Origin of the sequence: Streptomyces sp. NPDC001507 (genome assembly GCF_042894765.1) — a bacterium.
Taxonomy (GTDB): domain Bacteria; phylum Actinomycetota; class Actinomycetes; order Streptomycetales; family Streptomycetaceae; genus Streptomyces.
In genome coordinates, this window is the sequence record NZ_JBIAVV010000007.1 from 462,138 (window position 1) to 488,907 (window position 26,770).

General features: G+C 71.1%; 25 protein-coding genes. 13 read left to right on the forward strand and 12 right to left on the reverse strand.

The genetic code is table 11. The features are described 5' to 3' along the window. Nucleotides 1–88 precede the first annotated feature (88 nt). The 3 genes from ACFY0K_RS24720 to ACFY0K_RS24730 all read left to right on the forward strand — a co-directional run bounded on the left by ACFY0K_RS24720 (nucleotide 89) and on the right by ACFY0K_RS24730 (nucleotide 4,155). A complete protein-coding gene (locus tag ACFY0K_RS24720) occupies nucleotides 89–1,309 on the forward strand; it encodes an ROK family transcriptional regulator (RefSeq protein WP_382732872.1) in 1,221 nt (406 codons plus the stop codon). Between the two features lie 170 nt (nucleotides 1,310–1,479). Beyond that, on the forward strand, nucleotides 1,480–3,300 hold the full coding sequence (locus tag ACFY0K_RS24725) for an ABC transporter ATP-binding protein (protein WP_390641683.1): 1,821 nt from the start codon (nucleotides 1,480–1,482) through the stop codon (nucleotides 3,298–3,300). 189 nt (nucleotides 3,301–3,489) lie between these two features. Beyond that, entirely contained in the window at nucleotides 3,490–4,155 is a 666-nt protein-coding gene (locus ACFY0K_RS24730) for an NUDIX domain-containing protein (RefSeq protein ID WP_390641684.1), read from the forward strand. 168 nt (nucleotides 4,156–4,323) lie between these two features. Here the strand turns inward: ACFY0K_RS24730 and ACFY0K_RS24735 are convergent, their stop codons facing one another. From ACFY0K_RS24735 to iolD, 7 genes are all read right to left on the reverse strand, one after another. After that, the gene (locus ACFY0K_RS24735; protein WP_390641685.1) at nucleotides 4,324–6,336 is read right to left on the reverse strand and encodes a beta-galactosidase; all 2,013 of its coding nucleotides are present in this window, start codon (nucleotides 6,334–6,336) and stop codon (nucleotides 4,324–4,326) included. Further along, nucleotides 6,333–7,655 carry a glycoside hydrolase family 36 protein gene (locus tag ACFY0K_RS24740; protein WP_390641686.1) on the reverse strand — a complete coding sequence of 441 codons (1,323 nt, stop codon included), beginning with the start codon at nucleotides 7,653–7,655 and terminating at the stop codon, nucleotides 6,333–6,335. The genes ACFY0K_RS24735 and ACFY0K_RS24740 overlap by 4 nt, the downstream gene beginning before the upstream one ends. A 26-nt stretch (nucleotides 7,656–7,681) precedes the next feature. Next, nucleotides 7,682–8,572, reverse strand: a complete 891-nt coding sequence (locus ACFY0K_RS24745) for a carbohydrate ABC transporter permease (protein WP_351956009.1) — start codon at nucleotides 8,570–8,572, stop codon at nucleotides 7,682–7,684. After that, nucleotides 8,569–9,549 (reverse strand): carbohydrate ABC transporter permease, encoded by a 981-nt coding sequence (locus tag ACFY0K_RS24750; protein ID WP_390641687.1) that lies wholly within the window; start codon nucleotides 9,547–9,549, stop codon nucleotides 8,569–8,571. Before ACFY0K_RS24750 ends, ACFY0K_RS24745 begins: the two co-directional genes overlap by 4 nt. Before the next feature lie 8 nt (nucleotides 9,550–9,557). Then, nucleotides 9,558–10,871, reverse strand: a complete 1,314-nt coding sequence (locus tag ACFY0K_RS24755) for an ABC transporter substrate-binding protein (RefSeq protein ID WP_390641688.1) — start codon at nucleotides 10,869–10,871, stop codon at nucleotides 9,558–9,560. A gap of 321 nt (nucleotides 10,872–11,192) precedes the next feature. Then, on the reverse strand, nucleotides 11,193–11,978 hold the full coding sequence (locus tag ACFY0K_RS24760) for a GntR family transcriptional regulator (RefSeq protein ID WP_390641689.1): 786 nt from the start codon (nucleotides 11,976–11,978) through the stop codon (nucleotides 11,193–11,195). A 28-nt stretch (nucleotides 11,979–12,006) separates the two neighbouring features. Then, nucleotides 12,007–13,878: a 3D-(3,5/4)-trihydroxycyclohexane-1,2-dione acylhydrolase (decyclizing) gene (gene iolD, locus ACFY0K_RS24765; RefSeq protein ID WP_390641690.1), complete on the reverse strand. Its 1,872-nt coding sequence runs from the start codon at nucleotides 13,876–13,878 to the stop codon at nucleotides 12,007–12,009. Between the two features lie 317 nt (nucleotides 13,879–14,195). Between iolD and ACFY0K_RS24770 the strand changes: the two genes are divergently transcribed. The 6 genes from ACFY0K_RS24770 (at nucleotide 14,196) to ACFY0K_RS24795 (ending at nucleotide 18,754) form a co-directional block, all read left to right on the forward strand. Continuing rightward, nucleotides 14,196–15,215 (forward strand): sugar ABC transporter substrate-binding protein, encoded by a 1,020-nt coding sequence (locus tag ACFY0K_RS24770; RefSeq protein WP_351956014.1) that lies wholly within the window; start codon nucleotides 14,196–14,198, stop codon nucleotides 15,213–15,215. Nucleotides 15,216–15,220: 5 nt separating this feature from the next. Continuing rightward, entirely contained in the window at nucleotides 15,221–16,291 is a 1,071-nt protein-coding gene (locus ACFY0K_RS24775) for an ABC transporter permease (protein WP_390641691.1), read from the forward strand. Between the two features lie 4 nt (nucleotides 16,292–16,295). After that, nucleotides 16,296–17,207, forward strand: coding sequence for an ATP-binding cassette domain-containing protein (locus tag ACFY0K_RS24780; protein WP_390641692.1), 912 nt, complete (start codon nucleotides 16,296–16,298; stop codon nucleotides 17,205–17,207). 4 nt (nucleotides 17,208–17,211) lie between these two features. Continuing rightward, complete coding sequence (locus ACFY0K_RS24785) at nucleotides 17,212–18,114, forward strand: sugar phosphate isomerase/epimerase family protein (RefSeq protein WP_390641693.1); 903 nt, start codon at nucleotides 17,212–17,214, stop codon at nucleotides 18,112–18,114. A 133-nt stretch (nucleotides 18,115–18,247) separates the two neighbouring features. Beyond that, nucleotides 18,248–18,418, forward strand: a complete 171-nt coding sequence (locus ACFY0K_RS24790) for a hypothetical protein (protein WP_390641694.1) — start codon at nucleotides 18,248–18,250, stop codon at nucleotides 18,416–18,418. 48 nt (nucleotides 18,419–18,466) lie between these two features. Continuing rightward, complete coding sequence (locus tag ACFY0K_RS24795; RefSeq protein WP_390641695.1) at nucleotides 18,467–18,754, forward strand: hypothetical protein; 288 nt, start codon at nucleotides 18,467–18,469, stop codon at nucleotides 18,752–18,754. A gap of 251 nt (nucleotides 18,755–19,005) precedes the next feature. Here the strand turns inward: ACFY0K_RS24795 and ACFY0K_RS24800 are convergent, their stop codons facing one another. After that, complete coding sequence (locus ACFY0K_RS24800; protein ID WP_351956019.1) at nucleotides 19,006–20,010, reverse strand: Gfo/Idh/MocA family oxidoreductase; 1,005 nt, start codon at nucleotides 20,008–20,010, stop codon at nucleotides 19,006–19,008. 143 nt (nucleotides 20,011–20,153) lie between these two features. After that, nucleotides 20,154–21,320 (reverse strand): phytanoyl-CoA dioxygenase family protein, encoded by a 1,167-nt coding sequence (locus ACFY0K_RS24805; protein ID WP_390641751.1) that lies wholly within the window; start codon nucleotides 21,318–21,320, stop codon nucleotides 20,154–20,156. A gap of 122 nt (nucleotides 21,321–21,442) precedes the next feature. On the opposite strand from ACFY0K_RS24805, the gene ACFY0K_RS24810 reads away from it, so the two are divergent. Then, the gene (locus tag ACFY0K_RS24810) at nucleotides 21,443–22,474 is read left to right on the forward strand and encodes a LacI family DNA-binding transcriptional regulator (RefSeq protein WP_382732564.1); all 1,032 of its coding nucleotides are present in this window, start codon (nucleotides 21,443–21,445) and stop codon (nucleotides 22,472–22,474) included. 26 nt (nucleotides 22,475–22,500) lie between these two features. On the opposite strand, the gene ACFY0K_RS24815 is transcribed toward ACFY0K_RS24810, so the two are convergent. Beyond that, on the reverse strand, nucleotides 22,501–22,848 hold the full coding sequence (locus ACFY0K_RS24815; RefSeq protein ID WP_390641696.1) for a cupin domain-containing protein: 348 nt from the start codon (nucleotides 22,846–22,848) through the stop codon (nucleotides 22,501–22,503). A 130-nt stretch (nucleotides 22,849–22,978) separates the two neighbouring features. On the opposite strand from ACFY0K_RS24815, the gene ACFY0K_RS24820 reads away from it, so the two are divergent. From ACFY0K_RS24820 to ACFY0K_RS24830, 3 genes are all read left to right on the forward strand, one after another. Continuing rightward, a complete protein-coding gene (locus ACFY0K_RS24820; RefSeq protein WP_382732568.1) occupies nucleotides 22,979–23,491 on the forward strand; it encodes a hypothetical protein in 513 nt (170 codons plus the stop codon). 93 nt (nucleotides 23,492–23,584) lie between these two features. After that, nucleotides 23,585–24,442, forward strand: a complete 858-nt coding sequence (locus ACFY0K_RS24825; RefSeq protein ID WP_390641697.1) for a dioxygenase — start codon at nucleotides 23,585–23,587, stop codon at nucleotides 24,440–24,442. A 5-nt stretch (nucleotides 24,443–24,447) separates the two neighbouring features. Continuing rightward, nucleotides 24,448–25,512 (forward strand): maleylacetate reductase, encoded by a 1,065-nt coding sequence (locus ACFY0K_RS24830; protein ID WP_390641752.1) that lies wholly within the window; start codon nucleotides 24,448–24,450, stop codon nucleotides 25,510–25,512. A gap of 35 nt (nucleotides 25,513–25,547) precedes the next feature. Here the strand turns inward: ACFY0K_RS24830 and ACFY0K_RS24835 are convergent, their stop codons facing one another. Further along, complete coding sequence (locus ACFY0K_RS24835; protein ID WP_351710316.1) at nucleotides 25,548–25,913, reverse strand: metalloregulator ArsR/SmtB family transcription factor; 366 nt, start codon at nucleotides 25,911–25,913, stop codon at nucleotides 25,548–25,550. 196 nt (nucleotides 25,914–26,109) lie between these two features. Continuing rightward, nucleotides 26,110–26,484, reverse strand: a complete 375-nt coding sequence (locus ACFY0K_RS24840; RefSeq protein ID WP_351485866.1) for a hypothetical protein — start codon at nucleotides 26,482–26,484, stop codon at nucleotides 26,110–26,112. Nucleotides 26,485–26,770: the final 286 nt, after the last annotated feature.

Here is a 26,770-nt window from a genome sequence, read left to right on the forward strand (position 1 = left end):
CCGAGGGGCCGTGCCCTACCATTCCACCAACCGAATGCGTCGGAAGGGCGGGCGCGGGGTGCCGCCGGCCGAGGCAGGGAGAAGCACGGTGACCAGCACGACGGGGAGCACGGCGAGCACCGGGCAGCCCACCATCCGGCGCGGCACCAACCTGCCGCGCCTCGGCGACTTCAACGAGTCCGTGATCCTGGACGCCATCCGCCGGCACCCCACGGGTCTGAGCCGGGTGGAACTCGCCCAGGCGACCGGGCTGTCCGCGCAGACCGTCTCGAACATCACGCGCCGGCTGCTCGACTCGGGCGTCGCCCGGGAGTCGGGCAAGCAGAGCACCGGCAGCGGAAAGCCCCGCACCCTGCTGGAGGTCGTCCCCGCCGCCCGCTACGCGGTGGGGGTGCACCTCGACCCCGCGGTCATCACCTGCGTCCTGGTCGACCTGCTCGGCACCGTGGTGGCCCAGCGCAGCGTGGTGACACCGAGCGGCGGCGACACCGATGCGATCGCCGCGGACATGGCGGACTCGGTGTCCGCGATCGTCGCCGAGTCGGGTGCCGACCGGGAGCGGGTCCTCGGCCTCGGCATCGCCGCCCCCGGCCCCATCGACGCGGCCGCCGGCTGGGTCGTGGACCCGCCCGAACTGCCCGGCTGGGGCCGCTACCCGCTGCGCGACCGGCTCAGCGAGGCGACCGGGTTCCCGGCGCTGCTCGACAAGGACGTCACGGCCGCCGTCGTCGCCGAGCGCTGGACCGGAGCGGCCACCGACAGCCGCAACCTGCTCTTCTTCTACCTCGGCACCGGATCCGGCATGGGCCTGGTGGTGGAGGACACCGTGCTGCGCGGTGTCTCCGGGAACGCGGGCGAGGTCGGCGGCCTCGGCGCCGCCTCCTCGACGAAGACGCTCGTCGAGGAGGGCGTCGCCCTGGGCGTGCTCGGAGCCGAGTACACGGTGACGAACCCGGCCGACGCCCAGCGCGGTCTGGAGCGGCTGGTGGAACTCGCCGCGGCGGGCGACGCACAGGCGGACGGCATCATCGAGCGCCTCGCGATCCGGATCGGCCGGGGCGTCTGCGCGGCGGCGACCCTCCTGGACGTCGACACCATCGTGTTCGGCGGACCGACCTGGAAACTGCTCGCCGACCGGCTGCTGCCCGTCATCGAACCGATGGTCGCCCGCTCCCCGTTCGTGAAGCCGACCCACCCGACGGCGGTCGTCTCCACCACCCTCGGCGAGAACGTCGCCGCCGTGGGCGCCGCCTCCCTCGTCCTCGACCAGGCGCTCTCCGCCCAGCCGAGGTCGCTGCTGCTGGGCTGAGCCCAGAGCGGTCGAGCGTGTGTTCGCTCCGTAGTCGCCGACGAAAAAACACGTGGACCGAGCAACCCCCGCCGCGGGACACTTCCCTTTCCTGACCTGCCGATTCCAGGCCGTCGCGGACCATGCGGCGGCCGACTCGGCATGCCGTACGACGACTACACAGGGTTGAGATGACATCCTCAGTCGATTTACCTGCGACCGGACCCCGGCAGGGCGCGGTCCTGCTCGCGCTGCGCTGCTACGGACGGGAGCTGGCCCGGCTCAAGTGGCTCACGCTGCCCGGAATGCTGCTGCCGGCGCTCGGCAACATCGGAATCAACTACCTGGCACCGCTGGTGGTGGCCAGGCTCGTCGGCCGGATCGCCGACGGCCACGGCCTGGACCTCGGCGCCACCCTGCCGTACGTCCTCGCCTTCGGCGGTGTCCTGCTGCTGGCGGAGGCGCTGTGGCGGATCGGTCTGCACTGTCTGAACCGCCTGGACGCCCTCGGTATCGAGCAGTTGTACGTCATCGGCATGGACGAACTGTTCGCCAAGGACGCCGCGTTCTTCCACGACAACTTCGCCGGGTCGCTCACCAAGCGGGTGCTGAGCTTCGCCACCCGCTTCGAGGAGTTCGCGGACACGCTGACCTTCAACATCGTCGGCAGCTTCGTACCGCTCGCGTTCGGGTCGGTGGTGCTGTGGCGCTATGAACCGCTCCTGGTCGTCGGGCTGCTGACGATGATCGCGGTCACCGGCGTGTGCGTGGTGCCGCTGATCCGCCACCGGCAGCGGCTGGTCGCCCAGCGTGAGGACGCCATCGCCCGGGTGTCCGGGCATGTCGCCGACAGCCTGATGAACATGGACACGGTCCGGGCGTTCGCCGCGGAGGAGCGGGAGGCCGCCGAACACCGGTCGCGGGTCGCCGAGTCACGGCGGCGCACCCTGCGCTCCTGGGACTACGGCAACCTGCGCATCGACACCTTCGTCGCGCCGATGTCCGTGGCGACCAACGCGCTGGGCCTGCTGCTCGCGGTCGCGCTCGCCGGTGGCGGGCACAGCGTGGAGGCGGTCGTGGTCGCCTTCACGTACTACTCCAACGCGACGCGGATCATGTTCGAGTTCAACCAGATCTACCGGCGCATGGAGAGCTCCATGACGGAGGCGGCCCAGTTCACCGAACTGCTCCTCGAATCGCCGACCGTGGTGGACCCGGAGGCTCCGGAACCGCTCGCGCCGCGGGCCGCAGGCGTCCGCTTCGAGAAGGTCTCCTTCGCCCACGCGGGTGCCAAACCGCTGTTCGAAGGGCTTGAGCTGGACGTGCCCAGCGGATCGAAGTTCGGGTTCGTCGGCCGGTCGGGCGGCGGCAAGACCACGCTCACCCGGCTGCTGCTGCGGATGACCGACATCGACGCCGGCCGGATCACGATCGGTGGCCAGGACATCAGCCGGCTGCGCCAGGCCGACCTGCGCAGCCAGATCGCCTACGTCCCGCAGGACCCGGCGATGTTCCACCGCACCCTGCGGGAGAACATCGCCTTCGCCCGGCCGGACGCCACCGACGCCGAGGTCCGGCTGGCCGCCGAGGCCGCGCACGTCACGGAGTTCGCCGACGCGCTGCCCGACGGCTTCGACACGATGGTGGGGGAGCGTGGCGTCAAGCTCTCCGGCGGCCAGCGCCAGCGGGTCGCCCTGGCCCGGGCGATCCTCCGGGACGCCCCGATCCTGCTCCTGGACGAGGCGACCAGTGCGCTGGACTCCGAGAGCGAGATCCTCGTCCAGGAGGCGCTGTGGCGGCTCATGGAGGGCCGCACGGCACTGGTGGTGGCGCACCGGCTGAGCACGGTCGCCTCCATGGACCGGCTGGTGGTCCTGGACCGTGGCCGGATCGTCGAGCAGGGCACGCACCACGAACTGCTCGCCGCGGAGGGCGCCTACGCCAAGCTGTGGCGGCACCAGTCGGGCGGGTTCCTCGACGAGGGGCCGGCGGCGCGGGCCGAAGTGCACTAGGCGCTGCGCTGGAGGGGCCGAGGGGGCGTTGTCGTCTGGCTGCGGGCTTGTTGTGGCTGGTCGCGCAGTTCCTCCCCCAGCCTTCGGCCGGGGGCACCCCCAGCGCCCCTTCGGGGCGCCCCTGCGGGCGGGTGGTAGACAGGTGACCATGAGCCACCTGAACGCCCTCGCCCGCACGGCGGGACTGCGATGACCGCCGGGATCGACACCCCCGACCGCCGGGGCCGTACCGGTCTCGACCGGGCCGGTCTGGATCTGACCGGCAACCCCCGTGTGAAGGTCCGGGACGTGAAACTGCTGTCCAGTCACTGGTACGTCGAGCGGGCCACCACCTTCGACCTCCAGCACGCCGACGGCACCTGGCACACCGAGGAACGCGAGACCCACGACCGGGGCAACGGCGCCACGCTCCTCCTCTACGACGCCGATCGCGAAACCGTACTGCTCACCCGGCAGTTCCGGTTCCCGGTCTACGTCAACGGTCACCCCGACGGCATGCTGGTCGAGACCCCGGCAGGGCTCCTGGACGACGAGGCCGAGCACCCGGAGCACGCGGTGCGCCGCGAGGTCGTCGAGGAGACGGGCCACACCGTCGGCGAGGTCGAGCACGTCTTCGACGTCTACATGAGCCCGGGCTCGGTCACCGAGCGGATCTCGTTCTACGCGGCCGCCTACGGCCCCTCGACCCGCACCCACGAGGGCGGTGGCCTCGACGAGGAGGGCGAGGACATCGAGATCCTCGAACTCCCCTTCCGGCGCGCCCTGGAGATGATCCGAACGGGCGAGATCGCCGACGCCAAGACCATCATGCTGCTGCAGTGGGCGGCCCTGGACGGCCCGTTCGCCCGAGGCTGACGTGCGCCCCGCGCCCCCCGAGGGGCGCGGGGCTGCATCGACAGACGCCAGCCACAACGCGCCCTTTCAGGGGCGCTGGGGGTGCCCCCGGCCGAAGGCTGGGGGAGGAACTGCGCGACAAGCCACGACGGACCCGCAGCCGCCGAACGGCCTCACCGCCCCCGGCGGCTACGCGTCCCGCCGCGACTCCCGCACGACGGCGACCTCGCCCGGCGCCACGACGACCGTCCCGTCGGCCGGCTTCCCGGACAGCAGCTCCACCGACCCTGCGGCGACCGGGACTTCGGCTCCCCCGCCGACGTGGTCGATCACGAACACGTAGTCCGCGTCCGCACCCCGCCGCACCACCACCTCCACACCGGCCGGAGCGACCCGCCCGGACGCCACGCCCGCCTCGGCGCGGATCCGGCCGAGCAGCCCCGCCAGGGTGTCGGGGTCCGGGAGCGTCGCCACGTACCAGGCGGTGCCCGCGCCGTACCCGTGCCGGGTCACCGCAGGGACTCCGGCCAGCGGCCCGTCGGCGTACGACGTCACCGCCTCCGCGCCCGCGAGCCGCACCCGCTCCGACCAGAGCGAGCCCCGGCCGCCCGCGCTCAGCGTCACCCGCTCCTCGGGCAGCAGCGGGAACAGCTCGTCCGTGGAGACGCCCAGCAGCTCCCGGAAGGCGCCCGGGTAACCGCCCAGCCGGACATGGCAGTTCTCGTCCACCGCGCCGCTGTGGAAGCCGACGGCGAGGGTGCCGCCGGCCTCCGTGAAGGCCGCGAGGTTCGCCGCGCCGGTGTCGTCCACCAGGTACAGGCTCGGCGCCAGCACCACCTTGTACGCCGACAGGTCGGCGTCCGGGCGGACGAAGTCCACCGCGACGCCGGCCCGCCACAGCGGCTCGTACCAGGCGCGGACGACGTCCAGGTAGCGAAGCCGCTCGCTCGGCTGCGAGGGCAGCTCCACGGCCCACCGGGCGTCCCAGTCCCAGACGACGGCCACCTCCGCCGTGCCGGTGCTGCCGCGCACCTCGGCGAGTGCCTTGAGATCGGCGCCCAGCCGGACCACGTCCCGCCAGATCTGGCTGTCGGTCCCGGCGTGCGGCAGCATCGCCGAGTGCCACTGTTCGGCACCCGCCTTCGCCGCCCGCCACTGGAAGTAGCAGATGCCGTCGGCGCCGTGCGCCACGTGCGCGAGCGCGTTGCGGCGCAACTCGCCGGCGGTCTTGGCCCGGTTGACGGGCTGCCAGTTCACCGCGCCCGTCGAGTGCTCCATCAGCAGCCACGGCCCGCCCGCCAGCGAGCGCATCAGGTCGCCGCTGAGCGCGATGTCGATCTGCGACTCCGGGTCGGCCGACATCAGGTAGTGATCGTTGGCCACCACGTCCAGCTCCGGCGCCCAGCGCCAGTAGTCGAGGGCGTCGAAGTTGAACATCACCATGAAGTTGGTGGTAGCCGGGATGGCGGGTGCCGCCGCCCTGAGGACGTCCCGCTCGGCCGTGTACAGGGAGAGGAGTTCGTCCGAGCAGAACCGCCGCCAGTCCAGCTGGTGCGTCGGGTTGGGCACGGCGCCGGTCGCGCGGGGCGGCAGGACCTCGTCCCAGTCGTAGTACCACTGGCTCCAGAAGGTGGTGCCCCAGGCGTCGTTGAGGGCCGCCAGGTCGTCGCCGTAGCGGGCCCGCAGCCAGCGGCGGAAGGAGGCCGCGCTGGTGTCGCAGTAGCAGGCCGCGTTGTGGCAGCCGTACTCGTTGTGGACGTGCCACATCCTGACGGCCGGGTGGCTCGCGTACCGGTCCGCGATCGCGCCCGCGATGCGCAGCGCGGCCTCGCGGTAGGCGGGGCTGCTCGGGCAGAACGTCTGGCGGCTGCCGTAGGACAGGGTGCGGCCGTCGTGGTCCACCGGGAGCGCCTCGGGGTGGGCGCGGAAGAACCAGGCCGGCGGGGCGGCCGTCGGGGTGGCGAGGTCGGCTGCGATGCCGTTCTCGTGGAGGAGGTCGAGGATCCGGTCCATGCGGGAGAAGTCGTAGACGCCCTCGGAGGGCTCCATCAGCGCCCACGAGAAGATGCCGACGCTGACCATGTTCACGCCCGCCTCGCGCATCAGGCGGACGTCCTCGGCCCACACCTCCTCGGGCCACTGCTCGGGGTTGTAGTCGCCGCCGTAGGCGATGCCGGGGACGGAGAGGGTGCGGTCGGTCATCGGTTGGCTCCGGTGGCTGCGGTGAGAAGGCGGCGGGTCGTCTCCACGCCCCACTGATCGAGGGAGAGCAGCCGGTCGCTGGAGGCGACCAGGCCGCCGACGGCCTCCACGTGCGCCGCCCAGCGCGCACGCGTCTCCACGGCGGGGCGGGCCATCAGGCAGTCGGGGTCGTTGACCCAGAGGCGGTTGTGCTGCCACTGGCGGCCGACGCCGGTGAACTCGGCCGGGTCCTGGCCCGGCTGGCTGTAGTCGTCGGCCTCGGGGCGGCGGTGCGGAGCCGTGTCCGGGCTGACCCGCATCGCGTCGAACAGGCCGATGGAGGGCAGCATCGGCGCGCCGCAGCCCAGCAGGTAGGCGTCCGCGCCGATCGCCTCCCGGATCAGGCCGACGCCCAGCCGGTACGCGGTCAGCGCGTCCGCGCCCGAGTGCCGTACCCCGTCCATGGCGCCCGCGTAGAGGAAGTCGGCCTTGAAGTAGTCGTAGCCCTCGGCGCGCAGCGTCGCGAAGACGTCGGTGAGGTAGGCCGCGGCGCCCGGGTGGGTGGTGTCCAGGACGTACAACGCGTGGCCCCAGTTGCGGCCCGCGCGCAGCGCTCTGCCGTCCGGGTCGCGGACCAGCCAGTCCGGGTACGTCTCGGCGAGGTCGCTCCCCGGGTCGACCAGGAACGGCGCCGTCCAGATGCCCGCCCGGCGGCCGCGGGCGCGGATGGCGTCGGCGATGCCCCGCCGGGAGCGGAAGCGGCCGGAGAGGGTCAGCCAGTCGCCCAGGGCGCTCTGGTGGCCGTCGTCGATCTGCACCACGTCGATCGGCAGGTCCAGGGTGTCCATCGCCCGCAGGTTCTCGTGGATGTCGTCCTCGGTGACGGCCGTGAAGTACTCGTACCAGGAGCACCAGACGGTGGGCGCCGGGCGGGGTGCCGGCACGGCCAGGGCGACGGCCCACTCGCCCAGCACGGACTGGATGTCCGCGCCGGTCCACTCCTTGACCGGGCCGTCGGCCTCGACCTCGGCGACCCCGCCCGCCACGGTCAGCCGGACCGACGGCACCTCGTGCAACGGGTCGGCCGCCGCCCACAGCCGTACCGGGGAGCCGTCGGCCGGGTCGAGTGCCAGCAGGCCCTCGCCCTGGAAGGCCCCGGCGGGGACACCGCGGCCGGGGCGGTAGCACACGGTCGCCCAGTTGGCGTTCGCAGGGCGGTACGGGGCCGCGCCGAGGGCGTAGGCGCCGCTGGGCGACCAGGACTGCCAGCCTTCCTCGTGGACACGGGCGGTGCGCGTGTCCACGGGCACCGCGGCGACCGGGGTGAACGGGTTGTGCACGAGGTTCTCTTTCGAAGGGGGCCGGATCAGCCCTTGGCGGAGCCCAGGGTCAGACCGCTGACGAACTGCTTCTGGAGCGCGAAGTACACGATCAGCGTCGGGATCGCGGTCAGCAGGGAACCGGCGGCGACCAGGTTCGGGTCGGTGAAGTACTGGCCGGAGAGGTTGTTCAGCGCCGACGTGATCGGCATGTTCTCACCGGTCGAGATCAGCACCAGCGCCCAGAAGAAGTCGTTGTAGATCCAGATCGACAACAGGGTCGCCAGGGCCGCCATAGCCGGCTTGCACAGCGGCAGCGTGATCTGCCAGTACAGCCGCCACACCGAGGCGCCGTCCACCAGCGCGGCCTCGGTCAGCTCGTGCGGCAGCGAACGCATGTAGTTCGACAGCACGAACGCGCAGAAGCCGGACTGGAACGCGACATGGATCAACACCAGGCCGAGCGCCGAGTCGTACAGCTTGCCGCTCTGCGTGATCCCCGGCAGGTTCGTCAGCAGGTACATCCGGTACAGCGGGGTGATGATGACCTGCTGCGGCAGCAGGTTGCCGGCCGTGAACACCAGCAGCAGGAACAGGTTGACCCGGAAGTCGAAGCGGGCGACGTAGAACGCGACCATCGACGACAGGAACAGCGTGAGCAGCACGGCCGGGACCGCGATGACCAGCGTGTTCATGAAGTAGTGCGTCATGTCCGACTGCGTGAACGCGTTCTTGAAGTTGTCGAAGTTCAGCGTGTGCGGCCAGGACACGTAACCGCGGTCGCTGGTCTCGCTGTACGGGCGCAGCGCCGAGAAGATCGCCCACAGCAGCGGCGCCAGCCACGCCAGGGCCGTGAGGGCCAGGAACGCGTGCAGCAGCACGCGGGCCGGGCGGATCGGGTTGCGCTGCTTGGGCAGCGCGCTGCTCACGGTGCTCATGCGCGGCGCTCCTTCCGGAAGGTCGCGATCAGGTAGGGAATGATCACGATCAGCGAGATGAACAGCAGCACCACCGCGATCGCCGAGCCGTAACCGATGCGGCTGGACTCGCCGATGATGTTGTTGGTCACCAGGATGGAGAGCAACTCGGTTCCCTGGGCGCCCTTGTTGAAGACGAAGACCAGGTCGAAGGCGCGCAGTGCCTCGATGATGGTCACGACCAGGACGATGGTGTTGGTCGGCCGCAGCGTCGGGAAGATGACGTTCTTGAACGTCTGCCACTCGTTGGCGCCGTCGAGGGCCGAGGCCTCCCGCAGCGACGGGTCGACGCTCTTCAGGCCGGCCAGGTAAAGGATCATCATGTAGCCGGTGTGCCGCCAGGACGCGGCGACCAGGACCGCCCACAGGTTGAGGTTCGGGTCACCGATCCAGTCGATGTAGTGGCCCGGCTTGTTGGCGCCGATGATGCTGTTGATCAGACCCGTGTCCGGGTTGTAGATCAGCTGCCACACGAACCCGATGCAGGCCAGGGAGATGACGACCGGGAGGAAGAACGCCGTCTGGTAGACCCGGCTGAACCGGATCTTCTTGTCCAGCTGCACGGCCAGGAACAGGCCGAACGGCGTCGGGATCAGGATGAGCACCACGAACCAGATGACGTTGTGCTCGACGGCCGGCCAGAACTGCGGGTTGTCGCTGAAGAGTTGATGGAAGTTGTCGAGCCCGACCCACTTGATGGAGTCGAACCCGATGCCGTCCCAGGAGGTGAAGGCAAGCAGGATCGAGGCCAGGGCGGTCACCCAGACCAGGAGTACATGGAGGATCGTCGGCACGCCCGCCATGAAGGCGAGGGTGATCCGGTCACGGCGGGTCAGCAGGCGCTTGTGGCCCCGCTGGACCCGCTTCTTCTCGGACGCGCGCCCAGGAGGCGGCACGGCGGCCGCCTCCTGGGACTTCGTGGGGGTGTCGGTCGACATTCGGGAGCTCACTGGGACGCGAAGATCGTCTTCTTCTGGCGCTCGATGGACGAGAGCAGACTGTCGATCCCCTTCGGGTTCTGCAGGAACTTCTGCAGACCGGGCTGCATCACCGTGGAGGTGAAGTCCGGGCGCGAGTCGCGGTCCATGAACTGGGTGAGGTTCTTGGCGCCGCTGATCATCGTGTACGCCTTCTTCTGCAGCGCGGAGTAGGACGAGGTGTCGGCCTTGCTGGAGGCGGCCACCACGCTGGAGTCGGCCTTGAGGTAGATCTGCTCGGCCTCGGGGGTGCCCAGGTACTCCATGAGCTTGACGACGCCGTCGTGGTTCTTGGGGGACTTGCTGACCATGAAGCCGTCGGTGGGCGCTTCGACGGTGTCCTGGCCGTACGCGGAGTTGATCTCCGGGAAGGCGAAGAAGTCGAGGTCGTCCAGGTCCGCCTTGTTGGTGAACTGCTGGGCCACGAAGGAGCCGAGGACGTACATGCCGGCCTTCTTGGACACCAGGGTCTGTGCGGCGTCCTGCCAGGTGCGGCCCATGAAGCCGTCCTGGTGGTAGGGGAGGATCTCGGCCCAGTGGTCGAAGACGGCCTTGACCTTGGGGTCGGTCCACGCCTCCTTGCCCGCCATCAGGGACTTGTGGAAGTCGTAGCCGTTGAGGCGGAAGTTGATCTGGTCGAAGGTACCCATCGCCGGCCAGGCGTCCTTGTCGCCGAACGCGATCGGGACCAGGCCGTCGTTCTTCATCTTCTTGCACAGGGCGACGAACGCGTCCCAGGTGGTGGGGACTTCGTAGCCCTTGGCCTGGAAGACGCTCTTGCGGTAGAAGATCGCCCAGGGATACGTGTACAGCGGGACGAAGTAGTACTTGCCGTCCTCGCCCTTGCTGAGCTGCTTCATCGCGTCGGGGAAGTTGTCCCCGATCTTGGCCCACACGTCGTCGATCGGCGAGGCCAGGTTCTTGGCCGCGAAGAACTGCATGCGGTAACCGGCGAACCAGGTGAACACGTCGTCCGGCGTACCCTGCAGGTAGGAGTTGATCTGCTCCTGGAAGGTGTTGTGGTCCTTCGTGTTGACGTCGACCTTGATGCCGGACTGCTTGGTGAAGGCGGCGTAGATCTCCGCGAAGGCCTTCTTAGGCACGGCGTCGGAGGAGTTGGAGCCGAGGCTGACCGTCTTCGGGTCGGAGGAGGATCCGCTGCCGCCGCAGGCGGAGAGCAGGGGTATGCCGGCGCCCGCGAGGAGGGCGGCCGAACCGGCACCGCGCAGGACGTTACGGCGGCTCGGACCCGGCACGTGAAGACCGGACGGGGAGATGCGCATGGCGGCTCCTGTAGTAACAGGGTTCGGCAAGGGGAAGAGTTGATCTTCGAAAGGTCCCGAAACCGATCAGAAACCAACTCGGCCGAACATCGTGGGCGCAATAACAGCCGCTTGTCCGCTCATGCGTCAATAGCCTGCGGCTCTCTCGCCCGTCTCTTGCCCGAAACGTAATCGACATGGTCGCCTGCCGGTTTGTTGAACAAAGCGGGACGACGGAGCCCCCACGGGACAAACTCCGTGGGGGCTCGTGTGCGGGCGTGTTGGTTTCGGCTGTCGGGACCAGCGGTTAAACCCGCAGCAATCGCCCCGGCACGGCATGTCCTACGGCCGTACCAGCAGTTGGAAGTCGAAGGCGTACCGGGACGCCCGGTAGACATGGCTGCCGTACTCCACCGGCCGCCCGGTGTCGTCGTACGCGGTCCGCTGCATGGTCAGCAGGGCGGCGCCCTCCCTCTCGTCGAGCCGCACGGCCTCCTCGGCGGTGGCGCTGCGGGCGCCCACCGTCTGCCGGGCGCTGTGCAGGGTGATGCCGGCCGCGCGCATCATCCGGTACAGACCGGTCGACTCCAGCCGCTCCGTGTCGAGTTCGAGCAGGGCGGCGGGCAGGTAGTTGCACAGGAACGCCACCGGCTGGCCGTGCGTGCAGCGCAGCCGTTCCAGGACGACCACCTCCGCGCCCTCCGCGATGCCGAGCGCGGCGGCCACCTCGGCGCCCGCCGGAATCCGCTCGTTGCCCAGCACCCGGGTGGTCGGGCCCTGCCCGGCCGACTCCAGGTCGTCGTAGAGGCTGCTCAGCTCCAGCGGCCGCTTGACCTGACTGTGCACCACCTGGGTGCCCACGCCCCGGCGGCGCACCAACAGCCCCTTGTCGACGAGGGACTGGATGGCCTGGCGGACCGTGGGCCGGGACAGCCCGAGCCGCACCGAGAGGTCGATCTCGTTGCCCAGGAGGTTGCCCGGGGCGAGCACCCCGTGCTCTATGGCCTCCTCCAGCTGCTGGGCGAGCTGGTAGTAGAGCGGAACCGGACTGCCGCGGTCCAGGGCGAAGTCCAGGGTGTCGAGCGCCGAGACGGTCGCGCTGCGGGCGGAATCACCGGTACGGGCCACCGGGACACCTCCTTCCGGGGGTCGGGGGTCACAGGTGCCGGCGGCGGTCGGCGACCTGCCGGTCGTACTCCTCGCGGGCGTGCACGGCGGCCTCGCGGGCGGCGGTCTCGGCGACCGGCACGTCCCACCAGGCCTCGGCCCCGGGCGCGGTCGGCGCCGGGTCCGTCTCCACGTACACGCACGTCGGCCGGTCGCTCGCGCGGGCCGCCGCAAGGGCCTCGCGCAGTTCCCGCACGGTCTTGGCGCGCAGCACCTCCATGCCGAGGCTGGCCGCGTTGGCGGCGAGGTCCACCGGCAGCGGGGCGCCGCCGAAGGTGCCGTCGGCGGAGCGGAAGCGGTAGGCGGTGCCGAACCGCTCGCCGCCGACCGTCTCGGAGAGGCCTCCGATGGAGGCGTACCCGTGGTTCTGGATGAGGACCAGGTTGACCGGCAGGCCCTCCTGGACGGCGGTGACGATCTCGGTCGGCATCATCAGATAGGTGCCGTCGCCGACCAGCGACCAGACCACCGTGTCCGGGGCCGCCTGCTGGACGCCGATGCCGGCCGGGATCTCGTAACCCATGCAGGAGTAGCCGTACTCCAGGTGGTACTGGCGCGGCGAGCGGGCCCGCCACAGCTTGTGCAGGTCGCCCGGGAGCGAGCCGGCCGCGTTGATGACAACGTCGTCATCGCCCACGACGGCGTCGAGGGCCCCGAGCACCTGGGTCTGGGTGGGCACGGCGTCCTCGTCGTCGGCGCGGTAGGCGGCCTCGACGACCGCGTCCCAGCGCTCCTTGCCGGCCCGGTACTCGGCCTCGTAGGCGCCGTCCACGCGGTACCCGGACAGTGCCCCCGTGAGCGCCTCCAGGGCCGTCCGTGCATCCGCCACGACCGTCCGCGCGGCCAGCTTGTGGGCGTCGAAGCCGGTGATGTTCAGGTTCAGGAAGCGGACCTCCGGGTTCTGGAAGAGGGTGCCGGAGGCCGTGGTGAAGTCCGTGTACCGGGTGCCGACGCCGATGACCAGGTCGGCGGTGCGCGCCAGGTCGTCCGCGACGGCGGTCCCGGTGTGCCCGATCCCGCCCAGGTCGGCCGGGTGGTCGTGGCGCAGCGAGCCCTTGCCCGCCTGGGTCGAGGCGACGGGGATGCCCGTGGCCCCCACAAGGGCCCTCAGGGCGTCTTCCGCGCGGCTGTGGTGGACTCCGCCGCCCGCGACGATCAACGGCCGCTGAGCGGCCCGTACGGCGCTCACGGCGTCCGCCAGCTCCACGGGGTCGGGGGCAGGCCGCCGGACCCGCCACACACGCTCGGCGAAGAACTCCTGGGGCCAGTCGTACGCCTCCGCCTGGACGTCCTGGGGGAGGGCGAGGGTGACCGCGCCGGTCTCGGCCGGGTCGGCGAGGACCCGCATGGCGTTCAGCGCGGAGGGGATCAGCGCCTCGGGGCGGGTGATCCGGTCGAAGTAGCGGGAGACCGGGCGCAGGGTGTCGTTGACGGAGACGTCGAACTCGCTCGGGTGCTCGAGCTGCTGCAGCAGCGGGTCCGGCGCGTGGCTCGCGAAGTAGTCGCCGGGGAGCAGCAGCACCGGCAGCCGGTTGATGGTGGCGAGGGCGGCGCCGGTCACCAGGTTGGTGGCGCCCGGGCCGATGGACGTGGTCACCGCCTGCGCCGAGAGCCGGTCCAGCTGGCGGGCGTGCCCGACCGCCGCGTGCACCATCGCCTGCTCGTTGCGGCCCTGGTGGTACGGCATGACGTCGCTGTACTCCAGGAGCGCCTGGCCGATTCCCGCGACGTTGCCGTGGCCGAAGATGCCCCAGGTGCCGGCGATCAGCCGGTGCCGGACACCGTCGCGCTCGGTGTACTGGGCGGACAGGAACCGCACCAGCGCCTGGGCGACGGTCAGGCGGGTGGTCGGCTGGCTCATGGAGGACCTCATTCGGACGGGGTGTGTCGGACGGCGGGCGGGCGTCGGCGGACCGGGCAGGGGTACGTCCGGTGGGAGCGGGTAAGCACGTGGGCGGATGCCCCTCAGGTGTAGATCGGGGCGGGTCGCGCTGTCAATGGTTTGTACTTACATTCGGACCTGTATGTGAAATGATGTCTTAACAAAGTATTGACAGCGGGCCTCACAGGGACTTGTATCCCGTCCCAGCGCACAGCAGTGACCCGGACCGTCTCCGTCGGCCCGGGCCGGGGATCCGCCGGATCCCTTCCTTCTCCGGTCGCACAGTGAGGTGCAGGATGGACCGCTCTTCCCAGTCCCGTTCGCGCAGGCTGGCCCCGATCGTGGCCGTCGCCGCGGCGGCAGCCCTGACCCTCGCAGGCTGCTCCAGCAGCTCCGGCGGAAAGAAGTCCGAAGAGGGAGGATCGGCGGCCTCTGCGGGCAAGGCGTCCACTCCTCGCATGACGGTCGCGCTGGTCACCCACCAGTCGCAGGGCGACACGTTCTGGGACATCGTCCGCAAGGGTGCCCAGGCCGCCGCCGACAAGGACAACATCAAGCTCGTCTACTCCGCCGACCCGAACGCGGGCAACCAGGCCGGCCTGGTGCAGAACGCGATCGACCAGAAGGTCGACGGGATCGCGGTCACCCTGGCCAAGCCGGACGCCATGAAGGCCGTCGTCGCCAAGGCCGTCTCCGCGAAGATCCCGATCGTCGGCCTCAACTCCGGTCTGGGCGACTGGAAGAAGCTCGGTCTGATGGAGTTCTTCGGCCAGGACGAGTCGGTCGCGGGCGAGGCGCTCGGCAACCGGCTGAACTCGGAGGGTGCGAAGAAGGTCGTCTGCGTCATCCACGAGCAGGGCAACGTCGGCCTCACCCAGCGCTGTGACGGCGTGAAGAAGACGTTCTCGGGGACCACGGAGACCCTGTACGTCAACGGCACGGACGCGCCCTCGGTGAAGTCCACGATCACCGCCAAGCTCACGCAGGACAAGGCCATCGATCACGTGATCACCCTCGGCGCCCCGATCGCGCTGATCGCCACGCAGTCGGTGTCCGACGCGGGCAGCAAGGCGAAGGTCGCCACCTTCGACCTCAACAAGGACCTCACCACGGCCATCAGCAAGGGGACCATCGAGTTCGCGGTGGACCAGCAGCCCTACCTCCAGGGCTACCTGGCGATCGACTCGCTGTGGCTCTACAAGAACAACGGCAACTACAGCGGCGGCGGTGAGCAGCCGGTGCTGACCGGCCCGGCCTTCGTCGACAAGTCCAACGTCGACAAGGTCGCCGAGTTCGCCGCGAAGGGCACCCGGTGATCGGTATGAGTCAGCAGGCACAGCCGGCGGTGGCGACGCCGTCGGCCCCCGGCCCGAAGGAGAAGGACGGGCGGACCGCACAGCGCCCCCTGGCGCTGCGGATCCTGGCCCGGCCGGACGTCGGCGTCTTCCTCGGCGCGGTCGCGGTCTACGTCTTCTTCCTGGTCGCCGCCCCGCCGGTGCGCGAGGCCAGTTCGATGGCGAACATCCTCTACCAGTCCTCGACCATCGGCATCATGGCGCTGCCGGTCGCCCTCCTGATGATCGGCGGCGAGTTCGACCTCTCCGCCGGCGTCGCGGTGATCACCTCGGCCCTCACCGCCGCCATGCTCAGCTACCAGCTCACCCTCAACGTCTGGGCGGGCGTGATCGTCGCGCTCGTCGTGTCGCTGGGCATCGGCTTCCTCAACGGCTGGCTGGTCGTCAAGACCGGACTGCCGAGCTTCCTCATCACCCTGGGCAGCTTCCTGATCCTCCAGGGCGTGAACCTCGCGGTGACCAAGCTGGTCACCGGCAACGTCGCCACCGACGACATCAGCAACATGGACGGCTTCAACCAGGTCAAGGCGGTCTTCGCGTCCTCCTTCGACATCGGCGGCGTCCAGGTGAAGATCACCATCTTCTGGTGGCTGTTCTTCGCCGCCATCGCCACCTGGGTCCTGCTGCGCACCAAGTACGGCAACTGGATCTTCGCGGTCGGCGGCAACAAGGACAGCGCCCGCGCGGTCGGCGTCCCGGTGAACTTCACCAAGATCTCGCTGTTCATGCTGGTCGGCTTCGCCGCCTGGTTCGTCGGCATGCACCAGCTGTTCTCCTTCAACACCGTGCAGTCCGGCGAGGGCGTGGGCCAGGAGCTGATCTACATCTCCGCCGCGGTCATCGGCGGCTGCCTCCTGACCGGCGGCGCCGGTTCGGCCATCGGCCCGGTCTTCGGCGCCTTCATGTTCGGCATGGTCCAGCAGGGCATCGTCTACGCGGGCTGGAACCCCGACTGGTTCAAGGCCTTCCTCGGCGTGATGCTCCTCGGCGCCGTGATGATCAACCTGTGGGTCCAGCGGACCGCGACCAGGAGGTGACCCGATGACAGACAACACCACCGGAACCCACGGCGCCGTCCTCCAGGACGACGCGCCCGCCGACGGCGCCCCGATCGTCGAACTGCGCGGCGCCGGCAAGTCCTACGGCAACATCCGTGCCCTGCACGGCGTCGACCTCAAGGTCTTCCCCCGTCAGGTGACCTGCGTGCTCGGCGACAACGGCGCCGGCAAGTCCACCCTCATCAAGATCATCTCGGGGCTGCACCAGCACACCGAGGGCGACTTCCTCGTCGACGGCGCCCCGGTCCGCTTCTCCACCCCGCGCGACGCCCTCGACAAGGGCATCGCCACCGTCTACCAGGACCTCGCCACCGTCCCCCTGATGCCGGTGTGGCGGAACTTCTTCCTCGGCTCCGAGATGACCAAGGGCCCCTGGCCCGTGCGGCGTCTGGACATCGCGAAGATGAAGGAGACCGCCGACCGCGAACTGCGCAACATGGGCATCGTCCTGGACGACCTGGACCAGCCCATCGGCACCCTCTCCGGCGGCCAGCGCCAGTGCGTGGCCATCGCCCGCGCCGTCTACTTCGGTGCCCGCGTCCTCATCCTGGACGAGCCGACCGCCGCCCTCGGCGTCAAGCAGTCCGGCGTGGTCCTGAAGTACATCGCCGCCGCCCGCGAACGCGGCCTCGGCGTCATCTTCATCACCCACAACCCGCACCACGCCTACATGGTCGGCGACCACTTCAGCGTCCTGCGCCTCGGCACCCTCGAACTCTCCGCCGAACGCAGCGCCATCACCCTGGAGGAGCTCACCAACCACATGGCGGGCGGCGCCGAACTCGCGGCCCTCAAGCACGAGCTGTCCCAGGTCCGCGGCGTCGACACCGAGGAACTGCCCGAGGAGGAAGAGCTCACCGCTCCCGCCGTGACCGGTCCGGAAGGGAAGTCGTGACCCCATGACCGACCCTCTCGACCGCATCCGGGTCGGCTCGGCTCCCGACTCCTGGGGCGTCTGGTTCCCTGACGACCCCCGGCAGGTCCCCTGGGAACGCTTCCTCGACGAGGTCGCCGAGGCCGGCTACTCCTGGATCGAGCTCGGCCCCTACGGCTACCTCCCCACCGACCCGGCCCGCCTCACCGACGAGATCGCCGAGCGGGACCTGCAGGTGTCGGCGGGCACGGTCTTCACCGGTCTGCACCGCGGCCCGGCCGTCTGGGAGTCGACCTGGGAGCACGTCAGCCAGGTCGCCGCGCTCACCCAGGCCATGGGGGCGAAGCACCTGGTGGTCATCCCGTCCTTCTGGCGGGACGACAGGACCGCCGAGATCCTGGAGCCGCCGGAGCTGACCGGCGAGCAGTGGGCCCACCTGACCAAGGGCATGGAGCGGCTCGGCCACGAGGTGAAGGAGACGTACGGCCTGGACATCGTCGTCCACCCGCACGCCGACACCCACATCGACACCGAGGACCACGTCGAGCACTTCCTCGACTCGACCGACACCGACCTGGTCAACCTCTGCCTGGACACCGGTCACTACGCCTACTGCGGTGGCGACAGCGTCAAACTGATCGAGACCTACGGCGAGCGCATCGGCTACCTCCACCTCAAGCAGGTGGACCCGGCGGTCCTCGCCGACGTCCGGGCCAAGGGCACCCCGTTCGGGCCCGCCGTGGCGCAGGGCGTGATGTGCGAACCGCCGGCCGGCGTGCCGGAGCTGGGCCCGGTGCTGGCGGCGGCGCAGCGGCTGGGGGTCGACCTGTTCGCCATCGTCGAGCAGGACATGTACCCGTGCGAGCCGGACAGGCCGCTGCCCGTCGCGGTGCGCACCCGGAGGTTCCTGCGGTCCTGCGGCGCCTGACCGCCGCTTCCCAGGGCCCCGTGGAGCTCTTCTCCAGGGGGCCCCGCGCGCCCCGGCGGGTTCGGGAACACCCGCCGGGGCGCGCGCGTTAGCCTGATGACGGGTGACGCCCGCTACGACGGGGAGGACGAAGATGAGCCACGAGGAGACCGCGGCCGAGGCCGTGACGCGCAAGGAGCGGTTCGGCGCGCTGCCCCAGCGGATCCGCCCGGAGGACATGGTGGAGACCAGGCCGGCCGTTCAGCACGACCCCGACCGGGACGCCTACGACCCGGACGAGTTCGCGGTGCGCTACGGCCTCTGACGCGGTGCGCCACGGCCTCTGAGCCGCCGCCGGGAGCCGGACCGCGCCGTGGGCGAGCAGGCTCTCGGCGCGGTCTGCCGGGCCGGGCGCGGCCGCCGGCCCAGCACCCGCGCCGCCTCCTCGGTGGTGTGCCGGTTGCGGCGGCCCAGCGGCGGGGTGATCTCCCGCAGCCCGGGGTCCCGGAGGCGGGCCGCGGCGCACGGCGAAGTCGGGCAGCAGGCGGGTGGAGATCTGCCGTCCACGCGCGCCGGGGACGTCCCGCAGCACCCGGGCCATGTCCGCCATCCACAGGAACTCGCCGGTGGCGAGGAAGCGTTCGCCCGCCGCGGCCGGTGAGGTCATCGCCCTGAGGCGGACGTCGACCAGGTCCCGGCCGTCCACCGCCGCAGGCCCGGCATCCACCCGGAGGCCGCGCTCCTCCAGCTCGGCGTCCTGTGGCGGACCGACACGGCACGCGGCGACGCCGAGGCGCGGGCGGCGCGGATCCCGACGCTGATCGTGGACGGGCTTCGGGGGTGACGGGCAGGACGGCGAGGCGGGGGCCGTCCTCCGGCCCCGCCCCGCCGCCGTACGGAGGTCCGCGGGTGTCAGGCCCCGCGGACCTCCGCGATCGTCACCGGCCGGTGCTCGTGCAGGGACAGCGTGCAGGCGTCGGCGATCCAGCCGGCCTCCAGGGCGTCCTCGACCGTGCACGGAGAGGGCCGGGTGCCGGCCACGACCTCGGTGAACGCGGTGAGCTCGGCGCGGTAGGCCGCGGTGAACCGGTCCATGAAGAAGTCGTGCGGGGTGCCCGCGGGGAAGGTCACGCCGGGCTCCACCGAGCGCAGCGGGAGCTTGTCCTCCAGGCCGACGGCGATCGAGTCGGCGAAGCCGTGCAGCTCCATGCGGACGTCGTAGCCCCGGGCGTTGTGGCGGGAGTTGGAGACCACCGCGATGGTGCCGTCGTCGAGGGTGAGGATCGCACCGGTGGTGTCGGCGTCCCCGGCCTCCTTGATGTACTCGGCGCCCCGGTTGCCGCCGACCGCGTACACCTCGGTGACCTCACGGCCGGTGACCCAGCGGATGATGTCGAAGTCGTGCACGGAGCAGTCCCGGAAGATCCCGCCGGACGCGGCGATGTACGCGGCCGGGGGCGGGGCCGGGTCCAGGGTGGTGGAGCGCACGGTGTGCAGCTTGCCGAGCTCGCCCGCCTGGACGGCGGCCCGCGCGGCGACGAAGCCCGCGTCGAAGCGGCGGTTGTAGCCGATCTGGATCGGCACCCCCCGGCCCTGGACGGCCGTGAGGACCTCGACGCCCTCCGCCATCGTCTTCGCGACCGGCTTCTCGCAGAAGACCGGCACACCCGCCTCGACACCGGCCAGGATCAGGGCCGGGTGGGCGTCGGTGGCGGCGGCCACGACGATGCCGTCCACGCCGGCCGCCAGCAGCGCCTCGGGCGAGTCCACGACCTCGGCACCGAACCTCTCGGCGGCGGCCTTGGCCGCGTCCGCGAACGGGTCGGTGAAGACGAGCGACTCGACGACGTCGAGCCCGGAGAGGGTCTCGGCATGAAAAGCACCGATACGGCCGAGACCGAGGATTCCGATACGCATTGAGTATTGCTCCTTGATGTTGATGGAGGGGCCGTCGGCAGGCGCCCCGTAAGGGGCGCTGGGGGTACCCCCGGCCGAAGGTTGGGGGAGGAACTGCGCGACCAGCCACGACGGCGCCGCACACGGCACACGGCCTGTCGGCTTCAGCTCTCCCGCCGCACCGCGGCGTGCCGCAACCCGTCCCGCAGCACCCGCGGCGCCCACCCCTCCCGCAGCGCCCGCCGCACGAGGTCCGCCTGCGAGGGCGGGGCCATGCCGTCGACCGGCGGATCGCTGTCGAGGTTGGTCGGGAACGGGTAACCCTCGGCGCTCGCGGCGATGACGTGCTCCAGCCAGGCCTCGCCCGCCCCCTCCGACCGGCGCCGGCGCAGCAGCGGGTAGACCGCGTTGGCCACCGCCTCCCGGTCCACGCTCTCCATGGCCCGCCCGAACGCGGAGGACACCTGGAGCAGGTTGGCCATCCGGCGCACGTCGAGGGTCCGGTTGGTGCCGGCCGCGTGGAACACCGCCGGGTTGAAGAACACCGCGTCGCCCTTCGCGAGCGGCAGCTGCACATGGCGGGCCCTGAAATACTCCTGGAACTCCGGCCGCCGCCAGGCCAGGTAGCCGGGCTCGTAGGTCTGCGAGTACGGCAGGTACATCGTCGGCCCCGACTCCACCGGCATGTCGCAGTGCGCGACCGCGCCCTGGAGGGTGAGCACGGGGGAGAGGCGGTGCACATGGGCCGGGTAGGCCTCCGCCTGTTCGTCGGAGAGGAAACCCAGGTGGTAGTCGCGGTGCGCGGTCTGTGCCGCGCCGCCCGGGTTGACCACGTTGACCTGCGAGGTGATCTGGTAGCCGGGGCCCAGCCAGGCCCGGGAGGCCAGGGCCACGACGTCGTTGGCGTAGTAGTCGGCGAACGCCTCCGGGTCGTAGAGCGCCGCCTTCTCCAGGGCGTTCCACACCCGTTCGTTGGCCCCGGGCGTCGCGAAGTGGTCGCCGGCCCCCGCGCCGGACTCGTGCTGCTCCGAGATGAGCGCCTCGAACACCGCGGTGGCCCGGTCGACCACCGCCGGGTCGGGGAACGCACCCCTGAAGACGACGACGCCGGGACCGTCGGCCAGGGCGCGCACGAGTTCGGTCCGCACCTCGTGGCTCGCGTCGGCGGAGCGCAGCCGCGCGCTGTCGTAGACGAGGACGTTCTCCTCGACGGCCGAGGCGTGCGGGTAGGCGGTCCGGTCGGTGGTCCGCTCGACCAGGCCACGGAAGGCGTCGAGATCGCAGTCCTGCGGCGAGAGCCAGGCACGGCCCTGTTCGGCGGCGAGGGACATCGATGTCCTGCTTTCGGTCACGGCCGTGGTCCCGGCCACGGCGGGGCTCTGCCATTCTTGTCAGCACAAACCCCTCGAACAACCAGCAGCGACCCGTCAAAAAACCCTCAAGGAGGCAGCCCGTGGGCCACCCCTTCCCCATCCGTGAGATCGCCCGGCAGGCAGGGCTCAGCGAGGCCACCGTGGACCGGGTCCTGAACGGCAGGGGCGGCGTCCGGGAGAGCACCGCCCGCGAGGTGGAGCGGGCCATCGCCGATCTGGACCGGCAGCGCACCCAGGTCCGGCTGGTGGGCCGCACCTTCATGGTCGACATCGTGATGCAGGCGCCCGAGCGGTTCACCACGGCCGTGCGGGGCGCGCTGGAGGCCGAGCTGCCGGCCCTGCACCCGGCGGTGGTGCGCTCCCGGTTCCACTTCCGGGAGACCGGGCCGGTCGCGGAACTGGTGCGGACGCTGGACCGGATAGCCCGCCGCGGCTCGCAGGGCGTGATCCTCAAGGCACCGGACGTCCCCGAGATCACCGCCGCCGTCGGGCGGCTCAGGTCGGCGGACATCCCGGTCGTCACCCTCGTCACCGACCTGCCCGCCAGCGGCCGGCTGGCCTACGTCGGCAGCGACAACCGGGCCGCCGGCGCCACCGCCGCCTACCTGATGGGCCAGTGGCTCGGCGACCGGCCGGGCAACGTCCTCACCAGCCTGAGCAGCGGCTTCTTCCGCAACGAGGAGGAGCGTGAGATGGGCTTCCGCAGCGCCATGCGGGCCCGGCACCCCGAGCGGACCCTGGTGGAGATCGCCGAGGGACAGGGACTGGACGCCACGCAGTACGACCTGGTCCGCGCCGCCCTGGAGCGCGATCCGGAGATCCGCGCCGTGTACTCGATCGGCGGCGGCAACATCGCCACCCTGCGCGCCTTCGCCGACCTGGACCGCGAGTGCGCCGTGTTCATCGCCCACGACCTCGACCACGACAACACCCGGCTGCTGCGCGAGCACCGGCTGTCCGCCGTCCTCCACCACGACCTGCGCCAGGACATGCGCGAGGCCTGCCACCTGGTGATGCGCGCCCAGGGCGCGCTGCCCCCGGCCGGACCGACCCTGCCGTCGGCGATCCAGGTGGTCACGCCCTACAACATGCCGGCGGCCACGAACCGCTGAGCGCCCTCACGACGCGCCGGCCCTGCTCACAGACTGATCGCGTACGCCTTGCGCAGCGTCTCGTGCACCGTCCAGGTGGTGCGGTCGCCCGCACGCAGGACACCCATGTCGCCGGGGCCCACGGTGAACGTCGCCCCGCCCTCGACCTCGATGGTCGCCGAGCCGCTGACCACCACGAACAGCTCGTCGGCCTCGGTGTCGGTGACCACCCCCGGGGTGATCTGCCAGATCCCGCGGAGCTGTTTGCCGTCGGCCGACTCCCAGACCACCTTCCCGGTGACCTCGGGTGTGCCGGAGACGATCTGTGCCGGGTCGAGCGGGTCGGGTTCGAGCTCGGCGTCGGGGATGTGCAGGGCGAAGCTGTGCGTCGTCATGCGGCGACCCTAGCGAGCCCACCGGTGCCCCGGGCGTGGACAGGATGTGCGGCATCCGGCCTGGTGGGAGGACACTTCGTCGTGCCGCGCCCGGTGGCGGCCGGGTCCGGCCCGGGCGATCGTGGAGGACATGGCTGACTCCACGGCGGCCGGGCCGCAGCCGCGCGCGCACGACACCCGCGAGGCCGTCCTGTTCGGCGGGGTCTACGGCGCCGTGCTGGCCTGCTCGATGGTGGCCGCGCTCACCCAGTACGGGCACACCTCCGCGGCCAGCCGCCGCTACGACGCCCTCTGGCTCCTGGTCACCGCCTGCGCCTCCGCCCTGGCCCACGGCTACGCCCACTACATCGCCGAGCGGGCCCCGCACCAGCGCTGGGACGCGCTGCACACCCTGGCCGACGAATGGCCGCTGGTCACCGCCGTCCTGCCCACGGTCTTCCTGCTCGCGGGTGCCGGCTGGGGCTGGTGGCCGCCGAAGGGCGTCGAGTACCCGGCGTTCGTCCTGAACATCGTCATCCTGTTCGGCCTCGGCCTCGTCACCGCCCGCTGGTCGCACCGGAGTTGGCCGGCCTCCGTGCTGATCGGCGCGCTGGACGCGCTGCTCGGGGTGATCGTGGTGGTGGCCAACGCGCTCATCAAGTAGACGGGGGCGGACGCGCGCGTGGATACGGTTCATTGAACGGTGAACGGGATTACGATCACTCAAGGTCACTGTTCCTCCGGGCAAGGAGCCGGCATGACAACCGACGACGCAGTCACCGCGGAGGCCGTCGACAGCCTCCGGGGCACCGGCGACCCCCGGCTGCGCGCACTGCTCACCGCCCTCGTCCGCCATCTGCACGCCTTCACCCGCGAGACCCGGCTGACCCGGCGCGAGTGGGAGGCGGCGATCGCGTTCCTCACCGAGGCCGGGCAGACCTGCACGGACACCCGGCAGGAGTTCATCCTGCTCTCCGACGTCCTGGGCCTTTCGATGCTGGTCGAGACGGTCAACGGGCACAGCGACCCCGGCAGCACCGAGTCGACCGTCCTCGGCCCCTTCCACATGACCGAGTCCCCGGTCCGGGAACTCGGCGCCGACATCGACCTGGTGGGAGGCGGTGAACCCTGTGTGGTCAGCGGCGTCGTCCGCTCCGCCGACGGCACCCCGCTGCCGGGCGCGGTCCTGGACGTGTGGCAGGCCGACCCGCACGGCTTCTACGACGTGCAGCAGCCCGGCGTCCAGCCGCCGGGCAACGGCCGCGGCCTGTTCACCGCCGACGGCGAGGGCCGCTTCCGGTTCCGCACCTGTGTGCCGAGTGCCTACCCGATCCCGACCGACGGCCCGGTGGGCGCCCTCCTGAGGGCCACCGGCCGGCACCCCTACCGCCCCGCTCACATCCACTTCATCGTCTCGGCCGCGGGCCACGCCCCGGTCACCACGCACATCTTCGTCGCCGGCGGGGAGTACCTGGACTCCGACGCGGTGTTCGCCGTCAAGGAGAGCCTCGTCAAGGACTTCACCCCGACCGACGACCCCGCCCTGGCCGCGGAGTACGGCGTGCCGAACCCGTTCCGCCACGCCCGCTTCGACCTCGTCCTGGAGCGTTCGTGAACCCCTTGGACTTCGTGTACGAGACCCGTCCCTCCCGCGTGGTGTTCCGGCCCGGGGCCGCGTTCACCGCACCGGCACAGGAGGCCCGGCACCTCGGTCTGCGGCGGCTCCTCGTGCTCAGCGGCGAGCGGGGCGCGGCGACGGCGCGGGCGGTCGCCGACTCGCTGGGGGACGCCTGCGCCGGCCTCCACACGGGTGCCCGGATGCACGTCCCCGTGGAGGTCGCCGACCGGGGGGTCGAGGCGGCCCGGGCCGCGGGCGCCGACGGCTGCGTGGCCGTCGGCGGCGGCTCGGCCATCGGCCTCGGCAAGGCCGTCGCGCTGCGCACCGGACTCCCGCTGATCGCCGTGCCCTCCACCTACGCGGGCTCCGAGATGACCCCGGTCTGGGGCCTGACCGAGCACGGCGTCAAACGCACCGGCCGCGACCCCGTCGTGCTGCCCCGCAGCGTTGTCTACGACCCCGAACTCACCCTCTCCCTGCCCGTCCCGCTCTCGGTGGTGAGCGGGATCAACGCCGTCGCGCACGCCGTCGAGGCGCTGTACGCTCCCGACGGCTCGCCGCTCGTCGCGCTCATGGCCGAGGAGGGCGTGCGGGCGCTGGCCGGCGCGCTGCCGGAGATCGCCGCGGCCCCGGACGCCGTACCGGCCCGCTCCCGCGCCCTGTACGGCGCCTGGCTGTGCGGGGCCTGCCTCGGCGCCACCACCATGGGCCTGCACCACAAGCTGTGCCATGTCCTCGGCGGTACCTTCGGCCTGCCGCACGCCGAGACCCACACCGTCGTCCTGCCGTACGCCCTCGCCTTCAACGCGCCCGCCGCCCCGGACGCGGCCGCCGCCGTCGCCCGGGCCCTCGGCGCGGACGACGCCCCGGCGGCCCTCAGGGAACTCGCGGCCCGGCTGGGCGCACCCGGCTCCCTGGCCGAACTAGGGCTGAAGGAAGCGGACTTGGCGGTGGCCGCCGCCCAGGTCGCCGGTGAGCCGTACGCCAACCCGAGGCCGGTCACGACGGACGACGCGCTCACCGTGCTGCGGGCGGCGTACGAGGGCGGCGCCCCGGCCCGGGTGTGACGGCGGCTCCTCGGAGCCGGAGCCGGAGACGGCGGTCAGCCGCGGCCGCTCGTGGACATCGGCGGAGCGGACGCGTCGGCCTGGCGCAGTTCGGCGAGGAGGACGTTCTGCCCGTCGAGGAGTTCGGTGAGGATGCGGCGGGCCGCGCGCAGGAGTTCGGCGACGTCCCCGCCGGCCAGTGCGTAGCGGACGGTGGAACCCTCCCGGGTGGAGACCACGATGCCGGAGCGGCGCAGCACGGCCAGTTGCTGGGAGAGGCTGGACGGCTCGATCTCGATGTCGGCGAGCAGGTCCCGTACCGGAACGGGCCCGTGCTGGAGCAGTTCCAGGACCCTGATCCGTACCGGGTGCCCGAGCATGCGGAAGAAGTCCGCCTTGGCCTGGTAGAGGGGGACTTGCATGACCGCTCGCTCTCTGCCGGGACGGGTGGGGGCGCCGAGGTGCGGCGGCGCCTTGCGACACCGCCGCACTGGCCCTGTGCGGCCGATCCTTGCCGTCCGGGGCCGTGCGCAGACATGAGTTGGGATCATGCTGATGTGGTCACTTGAAGAAGTTTTCACATCATGGGCGCACGAAGTCCCGGAACCCGGGGAATCGCTAGACCTCGAGTTCTTCCTCGACCCGCTTCAGCTGGTGGCGGGCCATGGCGAGGTTCGAGCGCCCCTTGTCGAGCACCAGGTAGAGGAACAGGCCGTTCCCGCTGCGGCCGGTGATCAGACGGATGAGGTGATACTGCTTCTCGAGTGTGATCAGGATGTCCTCGATCCGGCTCTTGAGGCCCAGCTCGCCCATCGTGCGCACCTTGGCCCGGATGACATCCGTGTTCCCGGCCGCCGCGACGGTCAGATCGAGGTCCTTGCCCCCGCCGAGTGTCCCCAGGGCCATGCCGCTGGTGTAGTCGACGACCGCGGCTCCCAGCGCCCCCTCAACCCCGGCCATCATTTCCTTCAGCGACACTTCCACGCTCGCCATACTGGCGCCTCCCCTTCGCATGCGGATGGCGACGGACCAGCGGTCGCCGGCCCGCCCGATGCAGGGACCGTAGGTGGGCGGAAGCGGCGCCGGGACGGCGTTCTCCGGGTCTGACGCATGCTGGCCGATCAGCTGCACCGCCAGATCGTCTGAGCGACGGAAACTGGTTCGATGAGGAGCGAAGTTGACTCTGCGCCCCGTGCGGCTGTTGCCGCAACGGCGCATACGGAACTCGCGAGTTGGGCAGAGGTGCCACGGTGAGAGCCGAGACGATCCGCGTTCGGTC